Genomic DNA, 22,330 nt, shown 5'->3' with positions numbered 1-22,330 from the left:
AACTAATTTATGCAAGTAACAATATCACCCGGCGCTATCAGTGGTACAGTGACCGCCAATCCTTCCAAAAGTGCTATGCAACGCGCTGTTGCAGCAGCACTGCTGAGCAATGGTACCAGCATTATCCGTAATCCCGGTCTGAGCAATGACTGCCTGGCAGCGCTCGATGTAGCCGGGAAACTGGGTGCCGTTGTCAAACGTAATGAGGACCATATCGAAATTACAAGCAAAGGAGTATTTCCTCCTGCAGACAATAAAGAGATCAATTGCGGGGAATCCGGCCTCGGTATCCGTATGTTCACGCCTATAGCCTCTCTGTCAGACCAGGCTCTTACCATCAACGGACATGGTAGCCTTACCACCCGCCCGATGGACTTCTTCGAGCAGGTATTACCTCAGCTGGATGTAAAATGCACGACCCGTGAAGGGAAACTGCCATTGAACATACAGGGCCCGCTGAAAGCAAAGAACATCACCATAGATGGCTCACTGAGTTCCCAGTTCCTCACCGGTTTGCTGATGGCATACGGCGCAGTAGCGGAAGATGTGACCATCACCGTAAAAGATCTGAAAAGCAAACCTTATATCGCACTGACGCTGCAACTGATGGAGCAGTTCGGAGTGGAGGTAAAAGAAGAGCAGTTTGAAAAATTCCATTTTGGTAAACGCCAGTCGTATAAGGCCGGTGAATACACCGTGGAAGGAGACTGGAGTGGTGCTGCGTTTCTGTTGGTAGCTGCAGCTGTAGCTGGTAAGGCAGAAGTACACCATCTGAATACACAATCTGCACAATCAGATAAAGCGATCCTGGAAGCCCTTGAAAAAGCAGGCGCCGGACTGCTTCCTGGCGTATTCACGGTGATCGTACAAAAAGATAAATTACAGGCATTTGACTTTGATGCAACAGACTGTCCTGATCTGTTTCCTCCGCTGGTAGCCCTGGCAGCCAATTGCGAAGGCACCACAAAGATCATTGGTGTGAACAGGCTGGCACACAAAGAAAGTGACCGTGGTAAAACCCTGCAGGAAGAATTTGGCAAGATGGGTATTGCCATTGACCTGCATGGCGATGAAATGCTGGTACACGGTGGTACAGGCATAAAAGGTGCCGTTGTCAGCTCCCATAACGACCATCGTATTGCCATGGCCTGTGCAGTAGCTGCACTCACGGCAGATGCACCGGTGACCATCGAAGATGCAGAAGCCATTAACAAATCATACCCTGAGTTCTATGATCATCTGGAGAAGATCGGTGGTATAGTAAAAAAGCAGGGATCAGCAAGCCTGACGCATTAATAGAAGCAGGGCTGACCAACAAGGGCCGGATTGGTATCTATTGGTCAGCGCTGAAAAAAATATACAAACAGCATGAACAGCTTTGGTAGATTATTCCGGGTGAACGTTTTTGGAGAATCGCACGGCGCCAGCGTAGGCGTGAATATTGACGGCATTCCTGCCGGTATTCCACTTACCCAGGAGGACTTCCTGCCCGACCTGGAAAGGCGTAAAGCAGGTGCGAAAGGTACCACACCCCGTAAGGAAGAGGATCTGCCTTACATTAAATCCGGTGTGTTTAACGACCGTACCACCGGTGCTCCTATCACAATATTATTTGAGAACAACAATACCCGCAGTACCGATTACGAGAAACTCCGTGAGTTTCCCCGTCCCGGTCATGCAGACTTCGTAGCTACCCACAAGTTTGGCGGCTTTGAAGATTACCGCGGTGGCGGTCACTTCAGCGGCCGTCTGACCCTGAACCTGGTAGCTGCCGGTGTCATCGCAAAGAAGATCCTGGGTCCTGGTATTTCTGTAAAAGCAACGCTGATCGAAGTGGGTGGTCTGCCTGATGCAGAAAAAGGACTGGAAGCAGCGATTGCCGCAAAAGACTCCGTTGGTGGTATTGTGGAATGTGTAGTAGAAGGGCTGCCTATTGGTCTCGGAGAGCCTTTCTTTGATTCTGTGGAATCGACCATTGCACACGCCGTATTCTCTATCCCTGCCATCAAGGGGATTGAATTCGGGGCAGGTTTTGCCGCCGCGCGCATGAAAGGAGTAGAGCACAATGACGCCATCCTGGATGCAAGTGGTAAAACAGCTACCAACCATGCCGGTGGGGTAGTAGGAGGTATTACAAATGGCAATCCCCTGGTATTCCGGGTAGCCGTAAAGCCTACCTCCAGCACACCTAAAGAACAACACACACTGAATATAAAAAGCGGGGAAGTGGAAAGCTTCAGCGTAAAAGGACGTCACGATCTGTGCATCGCATTGAGAGTACCTGTAGTCCTGGAAGCCGTAGCGGCCATGGCGCTTGCAGATTTTATGCTGCTGGAACAGAGAAGCGGCAGGGTGTTTAAATAAAACGGTGATCTCCCGCGTGGACTCTGTCAGGAGTCAAAGAATTCCAATAATAAAAAAGGCGAATGAGGATTTCATTCGCCTTTTTCTATCTACAATTGAAAAATTACTTCTCGATCGCGATCAGCTCCACTTCAAATACCAGCGCACTGTTAGGGCCGATTTTCGGACCTGCCTGACGGTCGCCGTAAGCGAGTTCGGAAGGAATGAACAGTTTCCATTTTGAACCTACAGGCATCAGCTGCAATGCTTCAGTCCAACCCTTGATAACACCGCTAACAGGGAAGGATATAGGCTGACCTCTCTCTACAGAGCTATCGAATACGGTACCATCTATTAAAGTACCATGGTAGTGTGTTTTTACCTTGTCATTGATGGTTGGTTTGGGCCCGGTACCTTCAGTGATGATCTGGTACTGCAAACCGCTTGGCAGAGTTACCACACCTGGTTTGGTTTTATTTTCCGCCAGGAACTGTTCGCCGGCAGCCTTGTTCTTTTGCATTTTCTCAGCTTTTATCTGTTGTAAATATTCACTAACACTCATATTACCTTGTTCTTTTGTTATTAATGGTGTGCCGCCACTAACGGCTTCTTTCAGCGCTTTAGCCAGTACATCAGTTTTTATGCTGTCCAGCCCCTGGGTTTTCAGCATATTGCCAAATTCCAGACCAATAGCATAGCTGATGGTATCCAGTTTGGTTTGCAGTAACGGAGCCGGCGCTGCAGCAACCGGAACTTCCTCGTCTTTTTTGGACTTTTTCTTCCTTTTTTGTGCGTAACCGGGAAGGGTAGCCACACACAGAACTCCAAGTAATAGGGCTTTTCTGATCATATAATGGTTTATTGAACTGTTCAAAATACCCTTGCAGGATACCCGCCGGGGATGCCCTGCAAGTTAGTAACTATTTGATTACCGGCAATTCTATATGCGAAGCGTGCTGAGCATCATGGTAAATGCGGATGTCTGCTTTCCGGAAATCCTTGTCGTCACAGGTATAAATATTGGTAAATACCTGCGGATTCCTGTCCACCAGTGGGAACCAGCTGCTTTGTATCTGTACCATGATCTTATGCCCTTTTTTGAAGGTATGAGCTACGTCAGGCAGGCTAAAGTTCACATCAGTAGGGGTGTTAGGCTTGAATGCTTCCGGTTTTTCAAAGCTGTTACGGTATTTACCTCTCATGATCTCGCCGCGTACCAGCATCTGGTAGCCTCCCATCGGATAGGTGGCAGTAGGTACCCTGCGGTGTTCGCTGGGCACATCTGTTTCATATTTGAAATCGTTTGGAAACACATCGATCAGTTTCACTACAAAATCTGCATCTGTGCCGCTGGTGCTTACTACCAGTTTCGCTAATAGAGGTCCTGCAACAGTAACATCTTCCGTCAGCACTGGCGTTTCAAATACAGCTACATCCGGACGTCTGGCGGCAAAGCGCTGGTCATCTGTCATATAATTGATGGTGCGGTCGAAATGTATATCTTCTGTATATGGCACTGGTTTGGCGGGATCGCTTACGTATCCGGTAAAGCTACCGGCAGAAAGAGGTTTGCTAAAGTCCAGTTTACCATTGGCCTGCAGGTACAGTGATTTCTGTTGGATATTTGCCAGTGGCCATTGTGGTAATTTACGCCATTGGTTTTCTCCTGTAAAGAAGATAGTGGCTTCTGCAATGCTGTCAGCAGAGCCTTTCCCTTTCAGATAATAGTTGAAGAAAGGAACTTCTATATTCTCCTGGTACCAGCTGGAGGTAGGGCTGCCAAAGCGGACATTACCCAGGGATGAACCGTTATTTACCCTCGACCATTGTCCATGATACCAGGGGCCCATTACAATGCGGTTATTAGTTTTGCCACTTTGCTTTTCGATCGCTTTATACGTGTTCCATGCGCCGAAGCAGTCTTCTGCATCGAACAAGCCACCTACTTCCAGCATAGCTGGTTGTACGTTTGTCAGGAATTGTCTTACGCTACGTGCTTTCCACCAGTTGTCCTGGTCAGGATGCGCCATGAGATCTTTCCAGAAAGCGATGCTGTCGCCCATTAAGCGGGTAAAATTCTTTACAGCTCCTGTACGCAGGTAGAAGTCGTAATTGTCGGTATTGTGATATTCAAAACTGCTAGGACCTACGGTAGTAGGTTTAGGTCTTGGTTTACCAAAGCTGGTATAAAAAGCAAAGGCGTCCGTGATAAAGAAGGCGCCATTATGGTGGAAGTCATCTCCTGCGAACCAGTCGGTCACGGGCGCCTGAGGACTCACGGCTTTTAACGCCGGGTGACCGCTCAGTGCAGCCATAGTAGAATAAAAGCCGGGGTAGGAGATACCCATTACGCCCACATTACCGTTATTGCTCTCCAGATTCTTCACCAGCCAGTCAATAGCATCGTAGGTATCGCTGGCTTCATCGATATCCTGCTTAGTCTTTTTATTGGGATTGTAAGGTCGTACATCCACGAATGTACCCTCGCTCATCCAGCGTCCTCTTACGTCCTGCATAACGATGATATATCCTTCATGCAGGTAGGTATTAAAGTAATGGTTCCAGAGCGGCAGGAATTTGTCTTCTCCGTATGGTGCACAGGAATAAGGAGTGCGGGTCATGAGGATAGGATGTTTCTCTGATTTATCTTTTGGCATGTAGACGGTGGTGAACAATTTCACACCATCACGCATGGGGATGTACACCTCTTTCTTGGTGTAGTTTTCACGCATCCATAAAGAATCCTGATTGATACCCTTCACACAGGAAGTGTGAAAGATAAGTGCTGTTATCACCAGCAATAACAATTTTCTCATAAGCGATTTAATGATTTGTTTAGGTCTGAATAGTTGTCTGTATACTAAGATGACAGCCCTTCCCTGTCTTTTTTGGGTAATGATTTTACCACCAGGTCATAGGAGTCTTTGATCCATTCATAGAGTAAACGGTTAGGAATATTGGAATGCACATCTATGGTATTCCAATGTTTCTTGTTCATATGATAACCCGGTGTTACACCGTCGTACCGCTCCCGCAGTTCAATGGCTATCTCGGGATCGCATTTCAGGTTGAATGTGTCAAAACTATCAACATGCGTAAGTGTGAACATCTTACCTTTTACCTTATATACAAGGATCTCTTCACCGAAAGGAAATTCCTCTGTAACGCCTGGCAGTGACAAACAATATTCTCTGAATTGTTCAATATTCATAATAGTATTATGTGAAGTAGAACTGGATAGGGGTAAAGGTAAAAAAAAGAAGGCCAACCTCATAGAGATTGGCCCTGTTATAAATAAAGGTTGATAGTCGCTACTTGCAGCGGATATGGTTGGTTAATGATGAATTTAAAGCTTGGTGATGGCAAGGATCACACGGGAATAACGTCCGTATACGATCTCTACCTGCTGACCAGCTTTGAAGTCATCCAGCCTGCCGCGCATCCAGTAAAATAACCGCTGTCTTTTCTTTAAACCTTCCTGTTGCACAATGAAGCTTGTCTGCATATCATTGTTCCCCTGATAGATCATTTCCAATGGCACCTGTATCTGTCCTTTCTGTAATTTGGTAAGATCTTTTTTGATCGTATAGTAACGTACATCTGTTACTTTTATCAGTGCGAAGACCAGCACCAGCACAAAAGACATCAGCCAAACCCAGAACCAGGCGTTCTTATAGGAAAATAAGGACTGATTGATCTCTTCGTCGCTAAGGCGTTTACTGAGAAAAAATTGAGGTACAAAAGCGGCGATTACCACCAGGAGCAGACCAATTCCAATGAATTTGTAAATCTGCCTTGTGTTCTTTTTCAACGCATCCTGAAGAAGAAATATCTCTTCGGTGGACATAAAAGAGTAGTCCTGCATAACTAATATTGGTTTTTCTTATATCTAATTTATATAAAATATTATTAAAATACTTATAATATAAACGAAAATCCCGTCAACTTAGTATTAGTTGGGCTTAAATAGTTGGTAATCAGGAAAAAGTTTTTTATATGAATTACCTGATATTACATGCAAAAGACAATCGGGAGGGGGCAGAATTGTGAGGTAACGCACAAATTTTATAACACAGATTCATTCATGAACAATAACCTATCTTTTGTTACCATTCATTTCAATGAAGAAAGAAGGGCGATACATGATCTGGCAGCAGGATCTGTAGTGATAAAAAAACAGTCTGCATGATCTTCGTTCCAGTTCGTTAACAACACAAAAAAGCGGCGATATCTCACGATACCGCCGCTTATATTTTATGCCTGTATCATACAGGACTTTATCTTTCAGTGCTCAAATTCCATTATTACGCTTCTGCTTCTGCATAAGAGCTTACCGGCTCACAGGTGCAGATCAGGTTACGGTCTCCGTGAGTATTGTTTACACGGCTGATAGATGGCCAGAACTTATTCAGTTTTACATATTCCAGCGGATATGCTGCCTGCTGACGGCTGTAAGGACGTGTCCACTCATCGGCAGTTACTACAAACTGTGTATGTGGTGCGTGTTTCAGCATGTTTTGCTGCTTGTCGGCAGTACCGTTTTCGATAGCTGCGATCTCCTCACGGATAGCCAGCATTGCATCACAGAAGCGGTCCAGTTCACCCTTATCTTCACTTTCCGTAGGCTCGATCATGATAGTGCCCGGTACAGGGAAGCTCAGGGTCGGTGCGTGGAAACCGTAGTCCATCAGACGTTTTGCTACGTCTTCTGCTTCTACACCGGCAGTAGCTTTGAACGGACGCAGGTCAACAATGAATTCATGTGCACAGGTACCATTAACACCATTGTACAGGATATCATATGCTTTTTCCAGGCGCGCCTTCATGTAGTTAGCATTCAGGATAGCGAACTGGGAAGCCTGTTTCAGGCCCACAGCGCCCAACAGGCGGATATACGCATAAGAGATCAGCAGGATGCTGGCGGAACCATATGGTGCCGCAGATACTGCGTGAGCATGCGCTTTAGTGTCGAGGTTTACGTGACCAGGCAGGAAAGGAGCCAGGTGTTTTGCCACACAGATTGGGCCCATGCCGGGACCACCACCACCGTGAGGAATAGCGAAGGTCTTGTGGAGGTTCAGGTGACAAACGTCAGCACCGATAAGGCCTGGAGCGGTCAAACCTACCTGGGCATTCATATTGGCGCCATCCATATATACCTGTCCGCCGTGTTCGTGAACGGCATTACAAATGTCTTTTACACTTTCTTCATACACACCGTAAGTAGAAGGGTAGGTGATCATGATACCTGCCAGGTTCTCTGCATACTGTGCAGCTTTCGCTTTCAGGTCAGCTACGTCGATGTAACCGTTTTCCAGCGCTTTCACTACTACCACCTTGAAGCCCGCCATTACAGCAGATGCAGGGTTGGTACCGTGTGCAGAGATCGGGATCAGCATCACATTACGGTGACCTTCTCCTCTGCTCTCATGCCATGCACGTATTACCAGCAGACCAGCATATTCGCCCTGGGCGCCGCTGTTAGGCTGAAGACTGCAGGCATCAAAAGCAGTTATTTTACATAGATAGTCGCTCAGTTCATCCACGATCTGCTGATAACCGCCGGTCTGGGATTTAGGTGCAAATGGGTGCATCTTGCTCCAGTGGTTCCAGCTCAATGGGATCATTTCTGTAGCTGCGTTCAGCTTCATGGTACAGCTACCCAGTGATATCATGGAAGTATTCAGGGACAGATCTTTATTTTCCAGCAGCTTCAGGTAACGCATCATTTCAGACTCACTGTGATGTGTGTTGAATACCGGGTGCAGCAGATAAGGAGAGGTCCTTTCCAATCCCGCTGGAACGCTGGTTGCTTTTAGCTCAGCGCTGTTGCTGGTTAATTTACCGGCTTCGAAGACGCCGAGTATATCGTTTACATCCTGGATGGTTACGGTCTCATCGAGGGAGATGATCACGCGACCGCTTTCAGGATAGAAGAAGTTAATGCCGATCGCTTCAGCTTTATTCTTGATAGCAGCACTGTTGCTTACACGTACTTCGATGGTGTCGAAAAAGAAATTAGCAGCCAGTTCCAGGCCTTTTGCTCTCAGCTTTTCAGCCAGTGCGTTAGCCAGAATAGCCACGCGGGTAGCGATGTTCTTCAGGCCTTTTGGACCATGATAAACAGCGTACATTGCGGCCATATTAGCCAGCAGCGCCTGTGCTGTACAGATATTGGAAGTAGCTTTTTCACGTTTGATGTGCTGCTCGCGGGTCTGCAGCGCCATACGTAATGCGCGGTTGCCCTGTGCGTCAATGCTCACGCCAATGATACGACCAGGGATAGCACGTTTAAAATCATCCTTTACAGCAAAGAATGCAGCATGTGGACCGCCGAAACCTAATGGTACGCCAAAACGTTGTGCGGAACCTAAAGCTGCATCAGCACCCAGTTCACCCGGAGAGGTCAGCAGTGTCAGCGCCAGCAGGTCAGTCGCCATTGCTACATAAGCGCCTGCTGTGTGTACTTTGTCAACAAAGCTGCGGTAATCTTCCACGCTACCTATGCTGTTCGGATACTGTACCAGTGCGCCGAAGTAGGTTTCGTCTATTGCAGCGGTATTGTAGTGGCCAACTACCACTTCAATGTTCAGCGGTGTAGCACGGGTATATATAACATCAATTGTCTGCGGGAAGGTGCTGGCGTCTACGAAGAACTTTGGACGGCTCAGGTGATCATGGTCTTTGTTCAGTGCACTGAAGAACATTGCCATGGCTTCAGCAGCAGCACTGGCTTCGTCCAGCAGGGAAGCATTTGCGATAGGAAGACCTGTCAGATCGCTTACCATGGTCTGGAAGTTCAGCAGGCTTTCCAGGCGGCCCTGTGCAATCTCGGCCTGGTAGGGAGTATACTGGGTATACCACCCCGGGTTTTCAAACACATTACGTAAAATCACGCTTGGAGTGATAGTATCGTAATAACCCTGCCCGATATAATTGCGGGATACATGATTCTTTAAGGATACATCTTTCAGATGACGCAGGTAATCACTCTCGCTCATTGCAGCCGGAACCGCCAGCGGATGCTGCATGCGGATAGCTCCAGGTACTGTTTTGCTTACCAGCTCTTCCAGGGATGAGACCCCGATGGTATCCAGCATATGATTGGTCTCAGCTTCATTTGGCCCGATATGACGGCCAACAAATTCAGTTTGTTGTATATCAAAAAGATTCATGATGTAAAGCAGGTCTGTTAGAAAAGAATGTGCAAAGCTATAACGTTTTTTAGCAATGGCCAAACCAGTGCGGTCGTTGGAGAAAATGCGGTGATAAATGTGGAAAGGAAACAAGGGCAATTGTCATAAGTATGTAATGTAATGAGGCCAGGAGTTGCCAGTATACCATCTGTTTCGGGTGGATGAACCTTCTCTTGCTCTGCGGGCTACTGCTTAATCATTATCTTTGCAGTCCAATGGACGAATTACTTATAAACTGGGAACAGAAGGCCCAGGAGCAGCAAAAGGCCAACAAGCAGTTCCTGCAGAAGCTGCAGACGAAAAGGGGAAGAGGTGTGGAGAAGCTATTGCCAGACCTGCATGATGAGGCTTTCAGTCATATTGATTGCCTGAAATGTGCCGGTTGCTGTAAAACGATCAGCCCCCGCTTTAAGATGCCCGATATCAAACGCATCGCCAAATATAAAGGCATGAAGGAATCCGCCTTTATTGACCAGTACCTGCGTATGGATGAAGACGGGGATTATGTGGTGAAATTCAGCCCCTGTCCCTTTCTTGATGCTGATAATTATTGCAGCATCTACGATGCCCGTCCAGGCGATTGTGAGAATTATCCCTACACCGACAGTTTTGATTTTATCAAGCGGCCCAACATCACTTACCTGAACAGCACGATCTGTCCTGCCGTATTTTATGTACTGGAAAGGTTGAAAAAGATCACGAAACTATAGCCGGTCATGGCTTCAGGTCCAGTTTACGCATGGCGGGCGAGATGATATAAGTGGTGATTACCACCCCCAATGTTACACATCCGCCGAATACCACAGAAGGCACCAACCCTATAAGGCGGGCGGCCAGACCGCTCTCGAAGGCGCCCAGTTCATTGGAAGATCCTACGAACATAGAGCTTACTGCTGCTACCCGTCCCCGCATGTCGTCAGGCGTTTTAAGCTGCAGGATGGTCTGACGGATGATCACACTGATGCCATCCAGCACGCCGCTGATCAGTAAGGCCAGGAAGGAGAGGACAAAACTCGTGGATAATCCAAATACAATAATACATAAGCCAAAACCGAAAACGGCCGCCAGTAGTTTAAGCCCCGGCTGATTGACCAGTGGCCTGTAAGCCAGGATGAACATAGTGGTCAGCGAACCGACAGCTACCGCCGCCCGCAGGAAACCGAATTCCAGCGAACCTACATGCAATACATCTGTCGCAAAGATGGGCAACATGGACACTGCACCCCCGAACAATACCGCAAACATATCCAGCGCCATTGCATTCAGTACTACTTTGGTCTTCCACACAAAACGCATCCCCTTTGTCAGTCCGTCAAAGAAACCTTCGCCCTGTGGTTTATAGTGAATAGGTTTAGGCTTGATCTTGATCAGGCTATACAGCGGCGCCAGGAAAACGCCTACTACGATGAGCATAGACCAATGAATACCAAACAGATATATGAAAAGGCCTCCCAGAGCCGGACCAGCCATCCCACCGATCTGCCAGGCGCTGCTACTCCAGGTAGAGCCATTGGCATACAGATTCCGGGGCACGATCAGCGCCAGCATAGAGAAGTTGGCGGGACTTAGAAAGGCTCTTGCAACACCTCCCAGAAATACCAGGAAGTAGATCATATTGAGTACCCATCGTATGGAAATGCCGGCTACCGCCCGGTCCCAGGTCAGCAGGAATAGCCCCAGACCCATAAGGATATAAGCAATTACACATAAAATCAATAAACCACGTTTCTCACGCTTGTCCACAATATGTCCGGCAAAAGGCGCCACCAGCACTGCCGGAATGACTTCCGCCAGCCCGATCAGACCCAGTGCAAAAGGATCATGCGTCAGTGCATTCACTTTCCACTCAATAATGGTGAACTGCATTGCTAATGCAAACACCATGGCAAAACGGATAACGAGATAATAGTTGAATTCTGGTAAACGTAGCGATGCGTAAGGGTCGTTCTTGATAGTAGTCTCCTGGTTCTCCACTGTGCAGTTTTTATGGCCGTCGCAAAAATAGAGAATTTGCCCGATTACCGGGTGCTCCAATCTGATAAACGGTAGTATAAAATCCCTCTAAGATGTTTATTTTTATGTAGCAAGTCCCCTCCGGAAATTGGTCTGGTTTTGGCATTTGTAAAGCTGCAAAATGTGGCAACCCGTTAAATGCGAGTTAATTGCATACTATGCTGCATCGCACTGTTTCTCAATCTTTTGTTAAAAGCAAATTGCCCTTCTGGTTGGATGGGCTATTTTATGCTATATTTGATGACGTTCAATTTTGGATTCTATGAGAAGAATGAAAGTGATTATACCAGTTGCACTGCTTACGATCTCAATGGGGGTTTTGGCTTTCAGCAAACTGCATAAAGAAGATCCTCCCGGCAGATACGAAGTGATCATGGGCCTGGTAGGACAAATACTAACCCAGGGGCACTATCAACCTAAGGAGATTAACGATACTTACTCCAAAGAAGTTTTCGATAAATATCTGAAGAGCCTGGACAGTGAAAAGAAGTTTTTCCTGAGGAGCGATATCAAAGGACTGGAGTCCGTATCTACCCACATCGACGATGAGCTGCAGGGCGCTCCGCTGGACTGTTTCAATGCCATCAATGCCATCATCAAACAGCGTGTTGCCGAAGCAGCTTCCATTTACCCGGAAATACTTTCCAAGCCATTTGACTTTACCAAAGATGAAAAGGTGACCCTGGATCCTGATAAGATCGATTATCCGGAAAATCTTGAGGAACGTAAAGAAGCCTGGAGAAAAGTACTGAAGTACCGCACGCTGGAAAAGCTGACGGAACTGCAGGAAACCCGCGATAAGCAGAAAGATAAAGCCGGCGAAAAGGTTAAAACCGATGCTGAACTGGAAGTTGAAGCCAGGGCTAAAGTAAAGACCGTATACGACCGTTATTTCGATCGTCTGAAGAACAGACAGGATGATAACGAGCGTTTCAGCATGTTCATAAATGCCATCACTACCACTATGGACCCACATACTGACTTCTTCCCGCCAGCTGAAAAGAGGGCTTTTGAAGAACAGATGGCCGGTAAGTTCTTTGGTATTGGCGCCCAGTTGAAAGAAGAAGATGGTAAGATCAAAATCGCCAGTATCGTAACAGGTAGCGCTAGCTGGAAAGATGGCCGTCTGAAAGCGAATGATGCTATTCTGAAGGTAGCGCAGGGCGATAAAGAACCAGTGGATATCACCGGTTACGCAGTAGAAGATGCCGTGAAACTGATCCGCGGTAATAAAGGATCTGTTGTAAAACTGACCGTGAAGAGTGTGGATGGTACCGTAAAAGTGATTGATATTACCCGCGATGAAGTAGTACTGGATGACACATTTGCAAAATCAGCCATTATCAATGGTCAGCATAAACTCGGTTACATCTACCTGCCTGAATTCTATGCAGATTTCAATGACAGGGACGGCGCCCGTTGTGCAGAAGACGTAGCCAAAGAGATCACCAAACTGAAAGCAGAAAATGTAGAGGGGATCATCCTCGATCTGCGTTTCAATGGTGGTGGCTCCCTGCAGGATGTTGTACAGATGGCAGGTCTGTTCATTCCGGAAGGTCCTATTGTACAGGTGAAATCCCGTAGCGGCGATCCAATGGTACTCCGCGACCGCGATAAAAGTGTACAGTATGGTGGCCCGCTGGCTATTATGGTCAACGAATACAGTGCTTCCGCTTCTGAGATCATGGCGGCTGCAATGCAGGACTATAAACGTGCCGTGATCATTGGTAGCAATACTTTCGGTAAAGGAACTGTACAGCGTATGCTGAACCTGGATGACTTCTACTCCAATAAGGAAATAGGCGCCCTGGGTGCTATTAAACTGACCCAGCAGAAGTTCTACCGGGCAAATGGTGGTTCTACCCAGCTGAAAGGTGTAGCTTCCGATATCCAGCTGCCGGATCCATATTATGAAGTGGCAGAACGTAAAGACGCCGATGCACTGGCATGGGACGAAATTCCGAAAGCTTCTTTCACACCATGGTACGATCCTGTTCCGGTGGACGCACTGAAAAAGAGCAGCGAAAAACGTGTTGCATCCAGTGAGGCGTTCAAGATGATGAATGACAATATCGTGACGCTGAAAAAGATGGAAAGCCAGGAGGCTTACTCTCTGAACCAGCAGACGTACAAAGCAGAACAGAAGACTAACAGTAATGCCCTGAAACGTTATGATTCAGTAAATGAAAAGGTGAAGGAACTGAACATCGTGAGCCTGAAAACAGACCTGGACAGGCTGGCCGCTGATTCCGCAAAACTGGCCCGTAACAAGGATTGGCTGAAATTCAGACAGAAAGATATCTACCTGGATGAAGCCGTAAATGTGATGAATGACCTGATTGCATTGTCTTATCCTAAATTACAGGGTAAACCTGCTAACAAATAATCATACGCCTTCAGTATAAAAGAAAAGGCGGTCTGTTTTAAACAGGCCGCCTTTTCTTTTTTATTAGTTGTCGGTGACTATTCTTATCTGATTATTCCATCTTGTCTTCCAGTAGCTTTATCAACGTTCTCAACTCATCCCTTTTATATCCTTCCTTCTCCTCCTGGAAACATTTCAGCAACTCTTCCAGCAGGAACTGTATAATTCTCCTGGTCGACTGTGGCTGATAGTAGGAGGGGGTCAGCGGAATGGACATCCGTTTCAGATATCCCTCAACGTCCTGGTGTGAATAGATCTGCCCCTGGATAGGGTCTATGAAGAAAAGTATCCGGTTATCCTCTGGTCTGGGCGTTTCGGTAAAGTCGTAGAAAGTATCGAAATAACCCAGTATAAATTGCCGTGGAATATTTACAGCGTATACCGGAAGGTCCAGCATGGCGCAAAGGCTCTGATATACGATACCATTAGTCAGCGGGTTACCCTTACGGGATTCTATCACCTGGTTGATGAAGAACTGGTTCTTACGTACATAAGCCACTTCTTCTCCTTTCAGTCCGAAGTAGTTATAGATCATGCTGTTCAGCACATTGATCTGCTCCAGCGGGGTAAGATAGTTATTCAGTTCCAGCCAGATATTCCTTTTGATCCTTTCAATTTCGGCTACGACATTACCGGGCTGCATATCCGGAAACTGGTATTGCGCTACCAGTATGGAGCCCTGCAGCAGGTCCGGTGATTCCGTCTTACCCCATAATTGCAGTGCCACCTGTAAATCTTTATAATGCACCCGGTGTATAAGCTGCTCGATCCTTTCCTGGATAGATTCATCGACCGTGTTTTCCCATAAGTTCTCAAGGTTGGGAATGATCTCTTTTCCAAACAGCAATATCTTGTTGGCAACAGTATCATACACCTCCTGGTCAGGATCATCCAACAGGTGGAACAAAGCATTTATTTCTTTGGTCTCGTGCATAAAATGAATGTACAGGTGTCCATTTATTCCGCCTTCTTCTTCCTCGGTGGTGCTTTCTTCTTTGGAGGATTGGCTTTGACATCTTCTATGATGGCTTTAGCTTCCTCCAGTGTTATGTCAGCGGCGGTGTCAATTTTTTCTTTTGGTATCTTATAATTCCTCAATCCCTGTTTTATATACGGTCCGTAGGGGCCTTTCAGTATCTGGATCTTCTCTTTTTCGAAAATTTTTATGGTACGCTCATCCTTAGCCGCTCTTTTTTCCACTATCAGCGGGGCTATTTCATCCAGCTCCACCGTGTATGGGTCCATTTCCTTTTTCAGGGAATAGAACTTCTTGTCATGTGCTGCATAAGGTCCGAACCTTCCAATGTTCACCAGTACATCTTCATCTTCAAACTTACCCAGGTTGCGTGGTAGTTTGAACAGTTCCATTGCTTCCTCTAAAGTAATAGTTTCTATACTTTGAGTGGACTTCATTTTTGCGAACTTCGGCTTCTCTTCGTCTTCCGCTTTACCGATCTGAATCATCGGGCCATAACGTCCCATACGCGCTACGATCGGTTTACCTGTTTCAGCATCGGTACCCAGCTGACGTTCGCCTTTCACTCTTTCCGCCTTTTCCAGCGTGTTCTCCACGTCTTTATGGAAGGGAGTGTAGAAGTCATTCAGCATCTTGTTCCAGATCTTCTTTCCGTGGGCCACTTCGTCAAATTCTCCTTCGATCTTTGCTGTGAAACCGTAGTCCATTACAGAACCAAAATACTGGTTCAGAAAGTCCGTTACGATCATACCCAGGTCAGTCGGGAACAGTTTTGATTTTTCAGCGCCTGTATTTTCCGTATCTGTAACCTTGGTGATCTTGTCAGCTTTCAGGCTCATGATGCGGAAGTCCCTCTTTATTCCTTCCTTATCGCGTTTCTCTACATAGCCACGTTTCTGAACAGTGGTAATGGTAGGAGCGTAGGTGGATGGACGTCCGATTCCCAGTTCTTCCAGTTTCTTTACCAGGCTGGCCTCTGTATAACGGGGTGCAGGACGGGTAAAACGTTCGGTAGCCTTCATTTCTTTCAGGTCAAGTACCTGCTTTACCGTTAATGGTGGTAAAGAGCCATCATCTTCATCCTCATCACTCAACTCTTCATCGTCTTTACCTTCCATATACACCTTCAGGAATCCGTCAAACTTCAATACTTCACCACTGGCTGTCAGCTCATCATGGTTGGTGGAGATGTCTATTTTGGCAATGGTCTTCTCCAGTTCTGCATCGCTCATCTGGCTGGCGATGGTACGCTTCCAGATCAGTTCATAGAGCTTTTTGGTATCACTGTCATCAACAGACGCATTTTCCATATAGGTAGGACGGATAGCCTCGTGCGCCTCCTGTGCTGATTCATTTTTGTTCTTGAACTTACGGTGCTGATGATATTTCTGCCCGTAGTTGGTGGTAATGGCGTTCTGAATATCTGCCAACGCCGTATCCGACAGGTTCACAGAGTCAGTACGCATATATGTGATTTTACCACTTTCATACAACTTCTGCGCCAGCAACATTGTTTTGGAAACGCTATAGCCCAATTTACGGCTGGCTTCCTGCTGGAGGGTAGAAGTGGTGAATGGGGCGGCAGGCGATTTCTTACCAGGTTTCACCTGTATATCCTTCACCGAATAGGCTGCGCCAATGCACTGCTGGAGGAACTTTTCAGCATCTTCAGCAGTCTTGAAACGGGTTGGTCCTTCAGCCTTAAAAGTAATATTTTTGCCTTGAAGATCTTTAGCAGTGAAGAAGGCTTCTACCTTAAAACTGCTAACGGCATTGAATGTATTGATCTCCCGCTCCCGCTCTACGATCAGTCTTACTGCGACAGATTGTACACGGCCTGCAGACAATGAATTCCGCATGCTCATTTTGCGCCAGAGCACAGGAGACAATTCAAAACCTACTATTCTGTCAAGAATACGCCTGGCCTGCTGGGCATTGACCAGGTTCATATCTAATAGACGGGGCTGTTGTACGGCTTTTTCGATGGCAGGCTTGGTAATTTCATGGAAAACGATACGTTTGGTGACCTCAGGATCAAGACCCAGTACCTCACATAAATGCCACGATATGGCCTCCCCCTCACGGTCCTCATCCGTTGCTAACCAAACTTCGTCAGTTTCCTTCGCAAGTTTCTTTAATTCCTTAACTACTTTCTCTTTATCCTCAGGTATTGTATACTTAGGTTTAAAGTTGTTGGGGATATCGATACCCATATCATCCTTCTCCAGATCACGGATGTGACCAAAGCAGGACTTTACCTCAAAGTCTTTGCCCAGTATCTTTTCAATCGTCTTAGCTTTCGCCGGAGACTCAACAATTACTAGATTTTTTGCCATGAATGCCGTCTTTATGAGCTACTAGATACGAAAATTCCGTATAAAAAATACAAATACGAATTTTGCAAGTATATAAAAGTAGGTCGAGAATAAAAAATAAGACTCTTTCAACGCATTGAAGGTAAATGTAATATTTTTGATAAAATCATTAAAAATGAACCGTTAACAGTTTAATACTTAAATTGCTGGATAAGAACGTTGCTAAACGCGAAGTTGCCTGACCATATAAAGATATGAGTGCAATACCTCCGCATCGCTTTTTCTGAAAACCGGTACACCATAATATATATTTAACCTTAGACTGAATGGATATAGTAATTATTGGCGCAGGGAATGTAGCGCATTGTTTTGGTCATTTATTGAAACTGCATGGTCACCAGATTCTGCAGGTGATCAGCCGTAAAAAGGAAAGCGCTGTTGAGCTGGCAGAATCATTGCATTCTACCGGCACAGACGATCTGCTGGACATTAATATGGAGGCAGACCTTTACCTGATGGCCGTAAGTGACGCCGCTATCCCTGAGCTGAACGACGAGCTGAGACTGGGAAAACGTTTTGTAGTTCATACTGCGGGAGCAGTACCCCTCGATGCCATTAAAAAGATCTCCCTCAATACGGGCGTGATCTACCCGCTGCAATCCCTCCGGAAGGAAGTCCGGAATTATCCTGCCATCCCGCTGCTGCTGGAAGCCGCCAACGATGAAGTGATGCGCAGGATAAAACCGGTAGCACAGAGTATAAGTTCTGATATTCAGGAAGTTAATTCGCATCAGCGCCTTCAGCTGCACCTGGCGGCTGTGCTGTGCAATAACTTCACCAATCACCTGATAGCCAGGGCCAAGCGCTATTGTGAAAAGGAAGGACTGGATTTTACTTTATTGCAACCTATTATAAAGGAGACCTTTGACCGGCTGGAGAAATTCCCTCCTGAATCCGTTCAGACAGGCCCGGCCGTTCGCAATGATGAAAACACTATGTCGCGCCACCGTGCCCTGCTGGAAAATGAGGAATACCTGAAACTGATCTACCAGGTCATGTCAGATAGTATTTATGATTTTCACCGCAGCTGACATATAAAAATCTGTGGTACTTTTGCCAAATTCAATCAGGAACTAAGGACCGGGAACCAGAGGTTTTAGAATATGCTGGCCCCTGATCCTTAGTTTATGGTTTCCTAATTTATTCTAAATGAACATTTTATCTCTTTTTAAACCTGTTTCCACCTTTGTATTTGATGTTGATGGCGTGTTGACCGATGGTACCGTGCAGTTGTTACCCAACGGGGAGCAGTCACGGAAGATGAATATCAGGGACGGATATGCATTACAACTGGCGGTGAAGAAGGGGTACCGGGTCGTGATTATCTCTGGCGGAAGATCTGAAAGTGTGGTCAGCCGTTTACAGGGCCTGGGGATAAAAGATATCTATACAGGCGTTTTAGACAAGCAGGAGAAATTACAGGATTATGTATTTGAAAACGACCTTCGCTGGGAAGAAATCATATTTATGGGAGATGATATCCCGGATTACCGGGCTATGCAACTGGTAGGCTTACCTGTATGTCCTGCTGACGCCGCTCCTGAAATCAAGAGTATCTGTCGGTATGTATCACCCATCAACGGGGGGAATGGCTGTGTGCGGGAGATCATTGAGAAAGTCCTGAAACTGAACGATCACTGGATGATGGATGAGGAAATCGCCAGCCGTTAATGGATGAGGCTACATTATATGTAACTGGAATTACTTTTACCGCAATTATTAAAGTATGAAATTGCTGATTGCCTTTATAAGGTTGATCCGATATCCAAACCTGATCTACATAGCACTGACCCAATTCCTGCTGCAATATTGTGTAGTAGCGCCGGTGCTGGAATATAACGGGGAAGGGCCTTCCCTTTCCTGGCCTTCTTTTTTCCTGTTGTCTCTTTCTACTGTATTGATAGCGGCCGCAGGGAATATCATTAATGACTATTTCGACATCAACATAGATATTATCAACAAACCTGAAAAGATGGTGCTTGATAAGATCATCAACCGCCGCTGGGCAATGGCCTGGCACACCATATTTAATATGGCGGGTGTGTCGATCGGTTTTATTGTAGCCTGGCAGATCGGTCAGATCTATCTGGGGCTCACCCAGGTGATCTGCTCCCTGATCCTCTGGTTCTATTCTACTTCCTTTAAGCGTCAGATCCTGATCGGTAATGTACTGATCTCTTTACTGACGGCCCTGGCTGTAGTGGTTGTAGGCTTTTATGAAAAGCAGATATATGAAAGCTTCGAAGCTATCATGTCGCCGGCAGGCAGAAAGCTGATACAGATCATCGGTGTATATGCCCTGTTTGCTTTCGTCATCTCCCTGGTGCGTGAAATAGTAAAAGATCTGGAAGACATGTTAGGCGACGCTAAAGACGGTTGCCGCACTATTCCCATTGTATGGGGAGTGGCACCCGCCAAACGCATCTGTTATATGCTGTTATTGGCCTTACAGATTTTGATCGTGCTGGTGGAAATAAGAATAGGCTTTATCGGATGGTGGCCGGCTATTATCTACCTGGTGCTGTTTGTACAGGTGCCCGCTTATTATATTTATACGCTGCTGAAAAAGGCCCATTTGCCGGAACACTATCACAGGATAAGTTCATTGGTGAAATGGCTGATGCTGACCGGCATCCTGTCTATGATCTTTTTTAAAATATTCCTCTGATGTATACCGGAAAACGTGTGATCCTGGCTTCGCAGTCGCCACGCAGAAAACAACTGCTGGAACAGGCAGGTATTCCTTTTGAAGTGAAAGTAGTGGATACGGCTGAGACCTTTCCAGCTGATATGGCCATTCCGGAAGTGCCCGTGTATATTGCCAGGCAGAAATCTGCAGCTGTAGCGGCTTTGTGTACTGCGGATGATATCATCATCACAGCAGATACCGTTGTTGTTTTAGATGATACTATTATAGGCAAGCCCAAAGACCGTGAAGATGCCATCCGCATCCTGTCAGCGCTGAGCGGCCGTATACACCGGGTTATCACAGGAGTGGTGATCAAACGGGAGCAGGAAGAATTGTCGTTCTCGAAAGAAACTGCTGTACATTTTAAACCGCTGACCACTGAACAGATCACCTACTATGTAGACACCTACAAGCCTTACGACAAGGCCGGTGCTTACGCTATCCAGGAGTGGATTGGAGCTGTGGGCATAGATCGTATTGATGGTTGTTTCTATAATGTGATGGGATTGCCTGTAAGCAATGTAGTGGAAGCGCTGGAATCTATCGCCGTTAAAAATAATTAATCAGGGATGACGTACAGTTATATTGTGCGTCATCTCCATCCAATTGATTTACTTTTTCTTCTTCTCTGTATTTTGTTTAACCCTGTACTCCACGATCCTTGTGATCAGCGCGAATGGTATAGGCTCATCCAATGGGAACTGTACAGAACCTTTTCCCTGCTTATACGCTGATAATTCTTTTTCAAACGCTTTAATACCTGTTGGTGCTGGGTAGAAACCAATATGATTTTTAAATGCCGCAAAATGCACCAGGTTGCCTTTCAGTACGAAAGTTGGTATGGCATATTTGATAGCTTCTGTTGCCTCCGGCGCAGCCTTATGAATAGTAGCGCGGATTTCCTGTAGCCGGGCCTGTATATCTTCGGGAAATTCAGCAATGTAGGTGTCAATGTCTGGAGCGGCGTTTTTCATGAGATGGGGTATTTAATGCAAATATACAAAGCACCGCTATTGGGAAAGACCTATAGACTTCAAAAAATAAGAGGGTATCAGAATGAACTGATACCCTCCGCGTATATGGCTGATTAATGAAGACTAACGTCCGAGTTCCTCTTCCAGCACCAGCAGGTTCACATCCTTGTTCTTCAGCCAGGCGGCGTTTTTCATCTTCTCAAGGTTGATGACACCTACTACATAGCTGTATGTAGCAGACTCATATTTCTCAGAGATGTTGTAGAAGTCTGCAAGATGTACCTGGTCAGCAGTGCGGTAACGCAGATATACTTTCAGTTGTACATCATTCGTAAAGGCTGGCTGATTGGATTGTTTGATCTTTTTATACTCGTAGCGGTAGTTATATAACAATGCAGAGATGTCTGACAACACAGCACTACCAGTAGCAGTACCGCCTGCACCTTTACCCACAAAGAACTGTTTATCGGTGAATGCGCTCTCCAGCAGGATACCATTGTATTCATTGTATACATCATACAACAGGTTATGCTCCCTGATAAGATGTGGCAGTACATATGCATTCACATGTCCGTTCTGCCTGCGGCAGTTACCGATCAGCTTAATGGTACAGTTACGTTGCTTTGCGAATTGTATATCAAAATCATTCAGATGATGGATACCATAGTTGAATACTTCTTCCGGTTTTACGAAAGTACCGAAGGCATGTAATAACAGGATCACGATCTTGAACTTAGGATCAAATCCTTCAATATCCAGGGTAGGATCTGTTTCTGCGAACCCTTTGTCCTGTGCCTGTTGCAGCGCAGCTTCAAAGCTCAGGTTCTCTTCAAATATCTTGGTGAGAATATAATTCGTAGAGCCGTTGCAGATGCCTTCCACAGCATTCAGCAGGTCATTGTCATAGTATTCTTCCAGGTTACGGATGATAGGAATACTTGCGCAGCTGGATGCTTCGTAGAGGAAAGGTACTTTGTTTTCTACCTGCAGCTGGTATAATGCCGGCAGGTTTTCCGCGATCATACGTTTGCTGGCGCTCACTACTGCCTTGCCATTACGCAGCGCTGTACTTACTATTTCAAATGCAGCTTCAGTGTCATTGATCAATTCTACCACTACATCAATGGTAGGATCATTGAGAATTTCATTTTTATCAGTGGTAAAGTAACTGGCGTCAATAGGACGCGATTTGTTGGGGTCTTTGATACATATCTTTTTGATACGGGCATTGATACCTTTAGTTCTGTTGAGTACCTCGTATAACCCTTGTCCCACACAACCAAATCCGAAAATACCTAAATTGATGATCTTGTTTTCCATGTTCTATACTTAGTGCTTA

The 22,330-nt window shown here is 46.1% G+C and carries 18 protein-coding genes; 8 read left to right on the top strand and 10 right to left on the bottom strand.

What is annotated here, in order from left to right:
- Positions 1-9 precede the first annotated feature (9 nt).
- Complete coding sequence (aroA, locus tag F3I09_RS25800; RefSeq protein ID WP_149697940.1) at positions 10-1,296, top strand: 3-phosphoshikimate 1-carboxyvinyltransferase; 1,287 nt, start codon at positions 10-12, stop codon at positions 1,294-1,296.
- 72 nt (positions 1,297-1,368) lie between these two features.
- Complete coding sequence (locus F3I09_RS25795; protein ID WP_149697939.1) at positions 1,369-2,364, top strand: chorismate synthase; 996 nt, start codon at positions 1,369-1,371, stop codon at positions 2,362-2,364.
- Between the two features lie 103 nt (positions 2,365-2,467).
- Here the strand turns inward: F3I09_RS25795 and F3I09_RS25790 are convergent, their stop codons facing one another.
- The 5 genes from F3I09_RS25790 to gcvP all read right to left on the bottom strand — a co-directional run bounded on the left by F3I09_RS25790 (position 2,468) and on the right by gcvP (position 9,518).
- Entirely contained in the window at positions 2,468-3,193 is a 726-nt protein-coding gene (locus F3I09_RS25790; protein ID WP_149697938.1) for an FKBP-type peptidyl-prolyl cis-trans isomerase, read from the bottom strand.
- A 70-nt stretch (positions 3,194-3,263) separates the two neighbouring features.
- The gene (locus F3I09_RS25785; protein WP_149697937.1) at positions 3,264-5,159 is read right to left on the bottom strand and encodes a CocE/NonD family hydrolase; all 1,896 of its coding nucleotides are present in this window, start codon (positions 5,157-5,159) and stop codon (positions 3,264-3,266) included.
- Between the two features lie 44 nt (positions 5,160-5,203).
- A complete protein-coding gene (locus F3I09_RS25780) occupies positions 5,204-5,554 on the bottom strand; it encodes an MmcQ/YjbR family DNA-binding protein (RefSeq protein ID WP_149697936.1) in 351 nt (116 codons plus the stop codon).
- A 135-nt stretch (positions 5,555-5,689) separates the two neighbouring features.
- Positions 5,690-6,208 carry a hypothetical protein gene (locus F3I09_RS25775; protein WP_149697935.1) on the bottom strand — a complete coding sequence of 173 codons (519 nt, stop codon included), beginning with the start codon at positions 6,206-6,208 and terminating at the stop codon, positions 5,690-5,692.
- Between the two features lie 439 nt (positions 6,209-6,647).
- The gene (gene gcvP / locus F3I09_RS25765) at positions 6,648-9,518 is read right to left on the bottom strand and encodes an aminomethyl-transferring glycine dehydrogenase (RefSeq protein ID WP_149697934.1); all 2,871 of its coding nucleotides are present in this window, start codon (positions 9,516-9,518) and stop codon (positions 6,648-6,650) included.
- Positions 9,519-9,754: 236 nt separating this feature from the next.
- Here gcvP and F3I09_RS25760 point away from each other — a divergent pair, with 236 nt between their 5' ends.
- A complete protein-coding gene (locus F3I09_RS25760) occupies positions 9,755-10,249 on the top strand; it encodes a YkgJ family cysteine cluster protein (protein WP_149697933.1) in 495 nt (164 codons plus the stop codon).
- Between the two features lie 4 nt (positions 10,250-10,253).
- Here F3I09_RS25760 and F3I09_RS25755 read toward each other — a convergent pair whose 3' ends face one another.
- The gene (locus tag F3I09_RS25755) at positions 10,254-11,513 is read right to left on the bottom strand and encodes an MFS transporter (protein ID WP_149697932.1); all 1,260 of its coding nucleotides are present in this window, start codon (positions 11,511-11,513) and stop codon (positions 10,254-10,256) included.
- A gap of 301 nt (positions 11,514-11,814) precedes the next feature.
- On the opposite strand from F3I09_RS25755, the gene F3I09_RS25750 reads away from it, so the two are divergent.
- Positions 11,815-13,938: a carboxy terminal-processing peptidase gene (locus F3I09_RS25750; RefSeq protein WP_149697931.1), complete on the top strand. Its 2,124-nt coding sequence runs from the start codon at positions 11,815-11,817 to the stop codon at positions 13,936-13,938.
- A 91-nt stretch (positions 13,939-14,029) separates the two neighbouring features.
- Here the strand turns inward: F3I09_RS25750 and F3I09_RS25745 are convergent, their stop codons facing one another.
- Together F3I09_RS25745 and topA are read right to left on the bottom strand one after the other, a co-directional pair.
- Complete coding sequence (locus F3I09_RS25745) at positions 14,030-14,911, bottom strand: transglutaminase-like domain-containing protein (RefSeq protein ID WP_149697930.1); 882 nt, start codon at positions 14,909-14,911, stop codon at positions 14,030-14,032.
- Between the two features lie 23 nt (positions 14,912-14,934).
- The gene (topA, locus tag F3I09_RS25740) at positions 14,935-17,289 is read right to left on the bottom strand and encodes a type I DNA topoisomerase (protein ID WP_149697929.1); all 2,355 of its coding nucleotides are present in this window, start codon (positions 17,287-17,289) and stop codon (positions 14,935-14,937) included.
- A gap of 305 nt (positions 17,290-17,594) precedes the next feature.
- On the opposite strand from topA, the gene F3I09_RS25735 reads away from it, so the two are divergent.
- The 4 genes from F3I09_RS25735 to F3I09_RS25720 all read left to right on the top strand — a co-directional run bounded on the left by F3I09_RS25735 (position 17,595) and on the right by F3I09_RS25720 (position 20,580).
- Positions 17,595-18,359 (top strand): Rossmann-like and DUF2520 domain-containing protein, encoded by a 765-nt coding sequence (locus F3I09_RS25735; protein ID WP_149697928.1) that lies wholly within the window; start codon positions 17,595-17,597, stop codon positions 18,357-18,359.
- Positions 18,360-18,477: 118 nt separating this feature from the next.
- Positions 18,478-18,999 (top strand): HAD family hydrolase, encoded by a 522-nt coding sequence (locus F3I09_RS25730; RefSeq protein WP_149697927.1) that lies wholly within the window; start codon positions 18,478-18,480, stop codon positions 18,997-18,999.
- A 55-nt stretch (positions 19,000-19,054) separates the two neighbouring features.
- A complete protein-coding gene (locus F3I09_RS25725; protein ID WP_149697926.1) occupies positions 19,055-19,996 on the top strand; it encodes a geranylgeranylglycerol-phosphate geranylgeranyltransferase in 942 nt (313 codons plus the stop codon).
- The gene (locus F3I09_RS25720; protein WP_149697925.1) at positions 19,996-20,580 is read left to right on the top strand and encodes a nucleoside triphosphate pyrophosphatase; all 585 of its coding nucleotides are present in this window, start codon (positions 19,996-19,998) and stop codon (positions 20,578-20,580) included. Before F3I09_RS25725 ends, F3I09_RS25720 begins: the two co-directional genes overlap by 1 nt.
- Positions 20,581-20,628: 48 nt before the next feature.
- On the opposite strand, the gene F3I09_RS25715 is transcribed toward F3I09_RS25720, so the two are convergent.
- Positions 20,629-20,991, bottom strand: coding sequence for an iron chaperone (locus F3I09_RS25715; protein WP_149697924.1), 363 nt, complete (start codon positions 20,989-20,991; stop codon positions 20,629-20,631).
- Between the two features lie 123 nt (positions 20,992-21,114).
- Positions 21,115-22,311: a homoserine dehydrogenase gene (locus F3I09_RS25710; RefSeq protein ID WP_149697923.1), complete on the bottom strand. Its 1,197-nt coding sequence runs from the start codon at positions 22,309-22,311 to the stop codon at positions 21,115-21,117.
- Between the last annotated feature and the right edge of the window lie 19 nt (positions 22,312-22,330).

It is taken from the genome of Chitinophaga sp. CF418, from assembly GCF_900142925.1.
Lineage (GTDB): Bacteria > Bacteroidota > Bacteroidia > Chitinophagales > Chitinophagaceae > Chitinophaga.
Note: the sequence above shows the minus strand (reverse complement) of the source record. Positions and strands in the feature narration are given on the sequence as shown.

Excerpts from the sequence above, each read along its gene's own strand:
- aroA (WP_149697940.1), top strand. The coding sequence starts at position 10 with ATGCAAGTAACAATATCACCCGGCGCTATCAGTGGTACAGTGACCGCC.
- F3I09_RS25795 (WP_149697939.1), top strand. The coding sequence starts at position 1,369 with ATGAACAGCTTTGGTAGATTATTCCGGGTGAACGTTTTTGGAGAATCG.
- F3I09_RS25790 (WP_149697938.1), bottom strand. The coding sequence starts at position 3,193 with ATGATCAGAAAAGCCCTATTACTTGGAGTTCTGTGTGTGGCTACCCTT.
- F3I09_RS25785 (WP_149697937.1), bottom strand. The coding sequence starts at position 5,159 with ATGAGAAAATTGTTATTGCTGGTGATAACAGCACTTATCTTTCACACT.
- F3I09_RS25780 (WP_149697936.1), bottom strand. The coding sequence starts at position 5,554 with ATGAATATTGAACAATTCAGAGAATATTGTTTGTCACTGCCAGGCGTT.
- F3I09_RS25775 (WP_149697935.1), bottom strand. The coding sequence starts at position 6,208 with ATGCAGGACTACTCTTTTATGTCCACCGAAGAGATATTTCTTCTTCAG.
- gcvP (WP_149697934.1), bottom strand. The coding sequence starts at position 9,518 with ATGAATCTTTTTGATATACAACAAACTGAATTTGTTGGCCGTCATATC.
- F3I09_RS25760 (WP_149697933.1), top strand. The coding sequence starts at position 9,755 with ATGGACGAATTACTTATAAACTGGGAACAGAAGGCCCAGGAGCAGCAA.
- F3I09_RS25750 (WP_149697931.1), top strand. The coding sequence starts at position 11,815 with ATGAGAAGAATGAAAGTGATTATACCAGTTGCACTGCTTACGATCTCA.
- F3I09_RS25745 (WP_149697930.1), bottom strand. The coding sequence starts at position 14,911 with ATGCACGAGACCAAAGAAATAAATGCTTTGTTCCACCTGTTGGATGAT.
- topA (WP_149697929.1), bottom strand. The coding sequence starts at position 17,289 with ATGGCAAAAAATCTAGTAATTGTTGAGTCTCCGGCGAAAGCTAAGACG.
- F3I09_RS25735 (WP_149697928.1), top strand. The coding sequence starts at position 17,595 with ATGGATATAGTAATTATTGGCGCAGGGAATGTAGCGCATTGTTTTGGT.
- F3I09_RS25730 (WP_149697927.1), top strand. The coding sequence starts at position 18,478 with ATGAACATTTTATCTCTTTTTAAACCTGTTTCCACCTTTGTATTTGAT.
- F3I09_RS25725 (WP_149697926.1), top strand. The coding sequence starts at position 19,055 with ATGAAATTGCTGATTGCCTTTATAAGGTTGATCCGATATCCAAACCTG.
- F3I09_RS25720 (WP_149697925.1), top strand. The coding sequence starts at position 19,996 with ATGTATACCGGAAAACGTGTGATCCTGGCTTCGCAGTCGCCACGCAGA.
- F3I09_RS25715 (WP_149697924.1), bottom strand. The coding sequence starts at position 20,991 with ATGAAAAACGCCGCTCCAGACATTGACACCTACATTGCTGAATTTCCC.
- F3I09_RS25710 (WP_149697923.1), bottom strand. The coding sequence starts at position 22,311 with ATGGAAAACAAGATCATCAATTTAGGTATTTTCGGATTTGGTTGTGTG.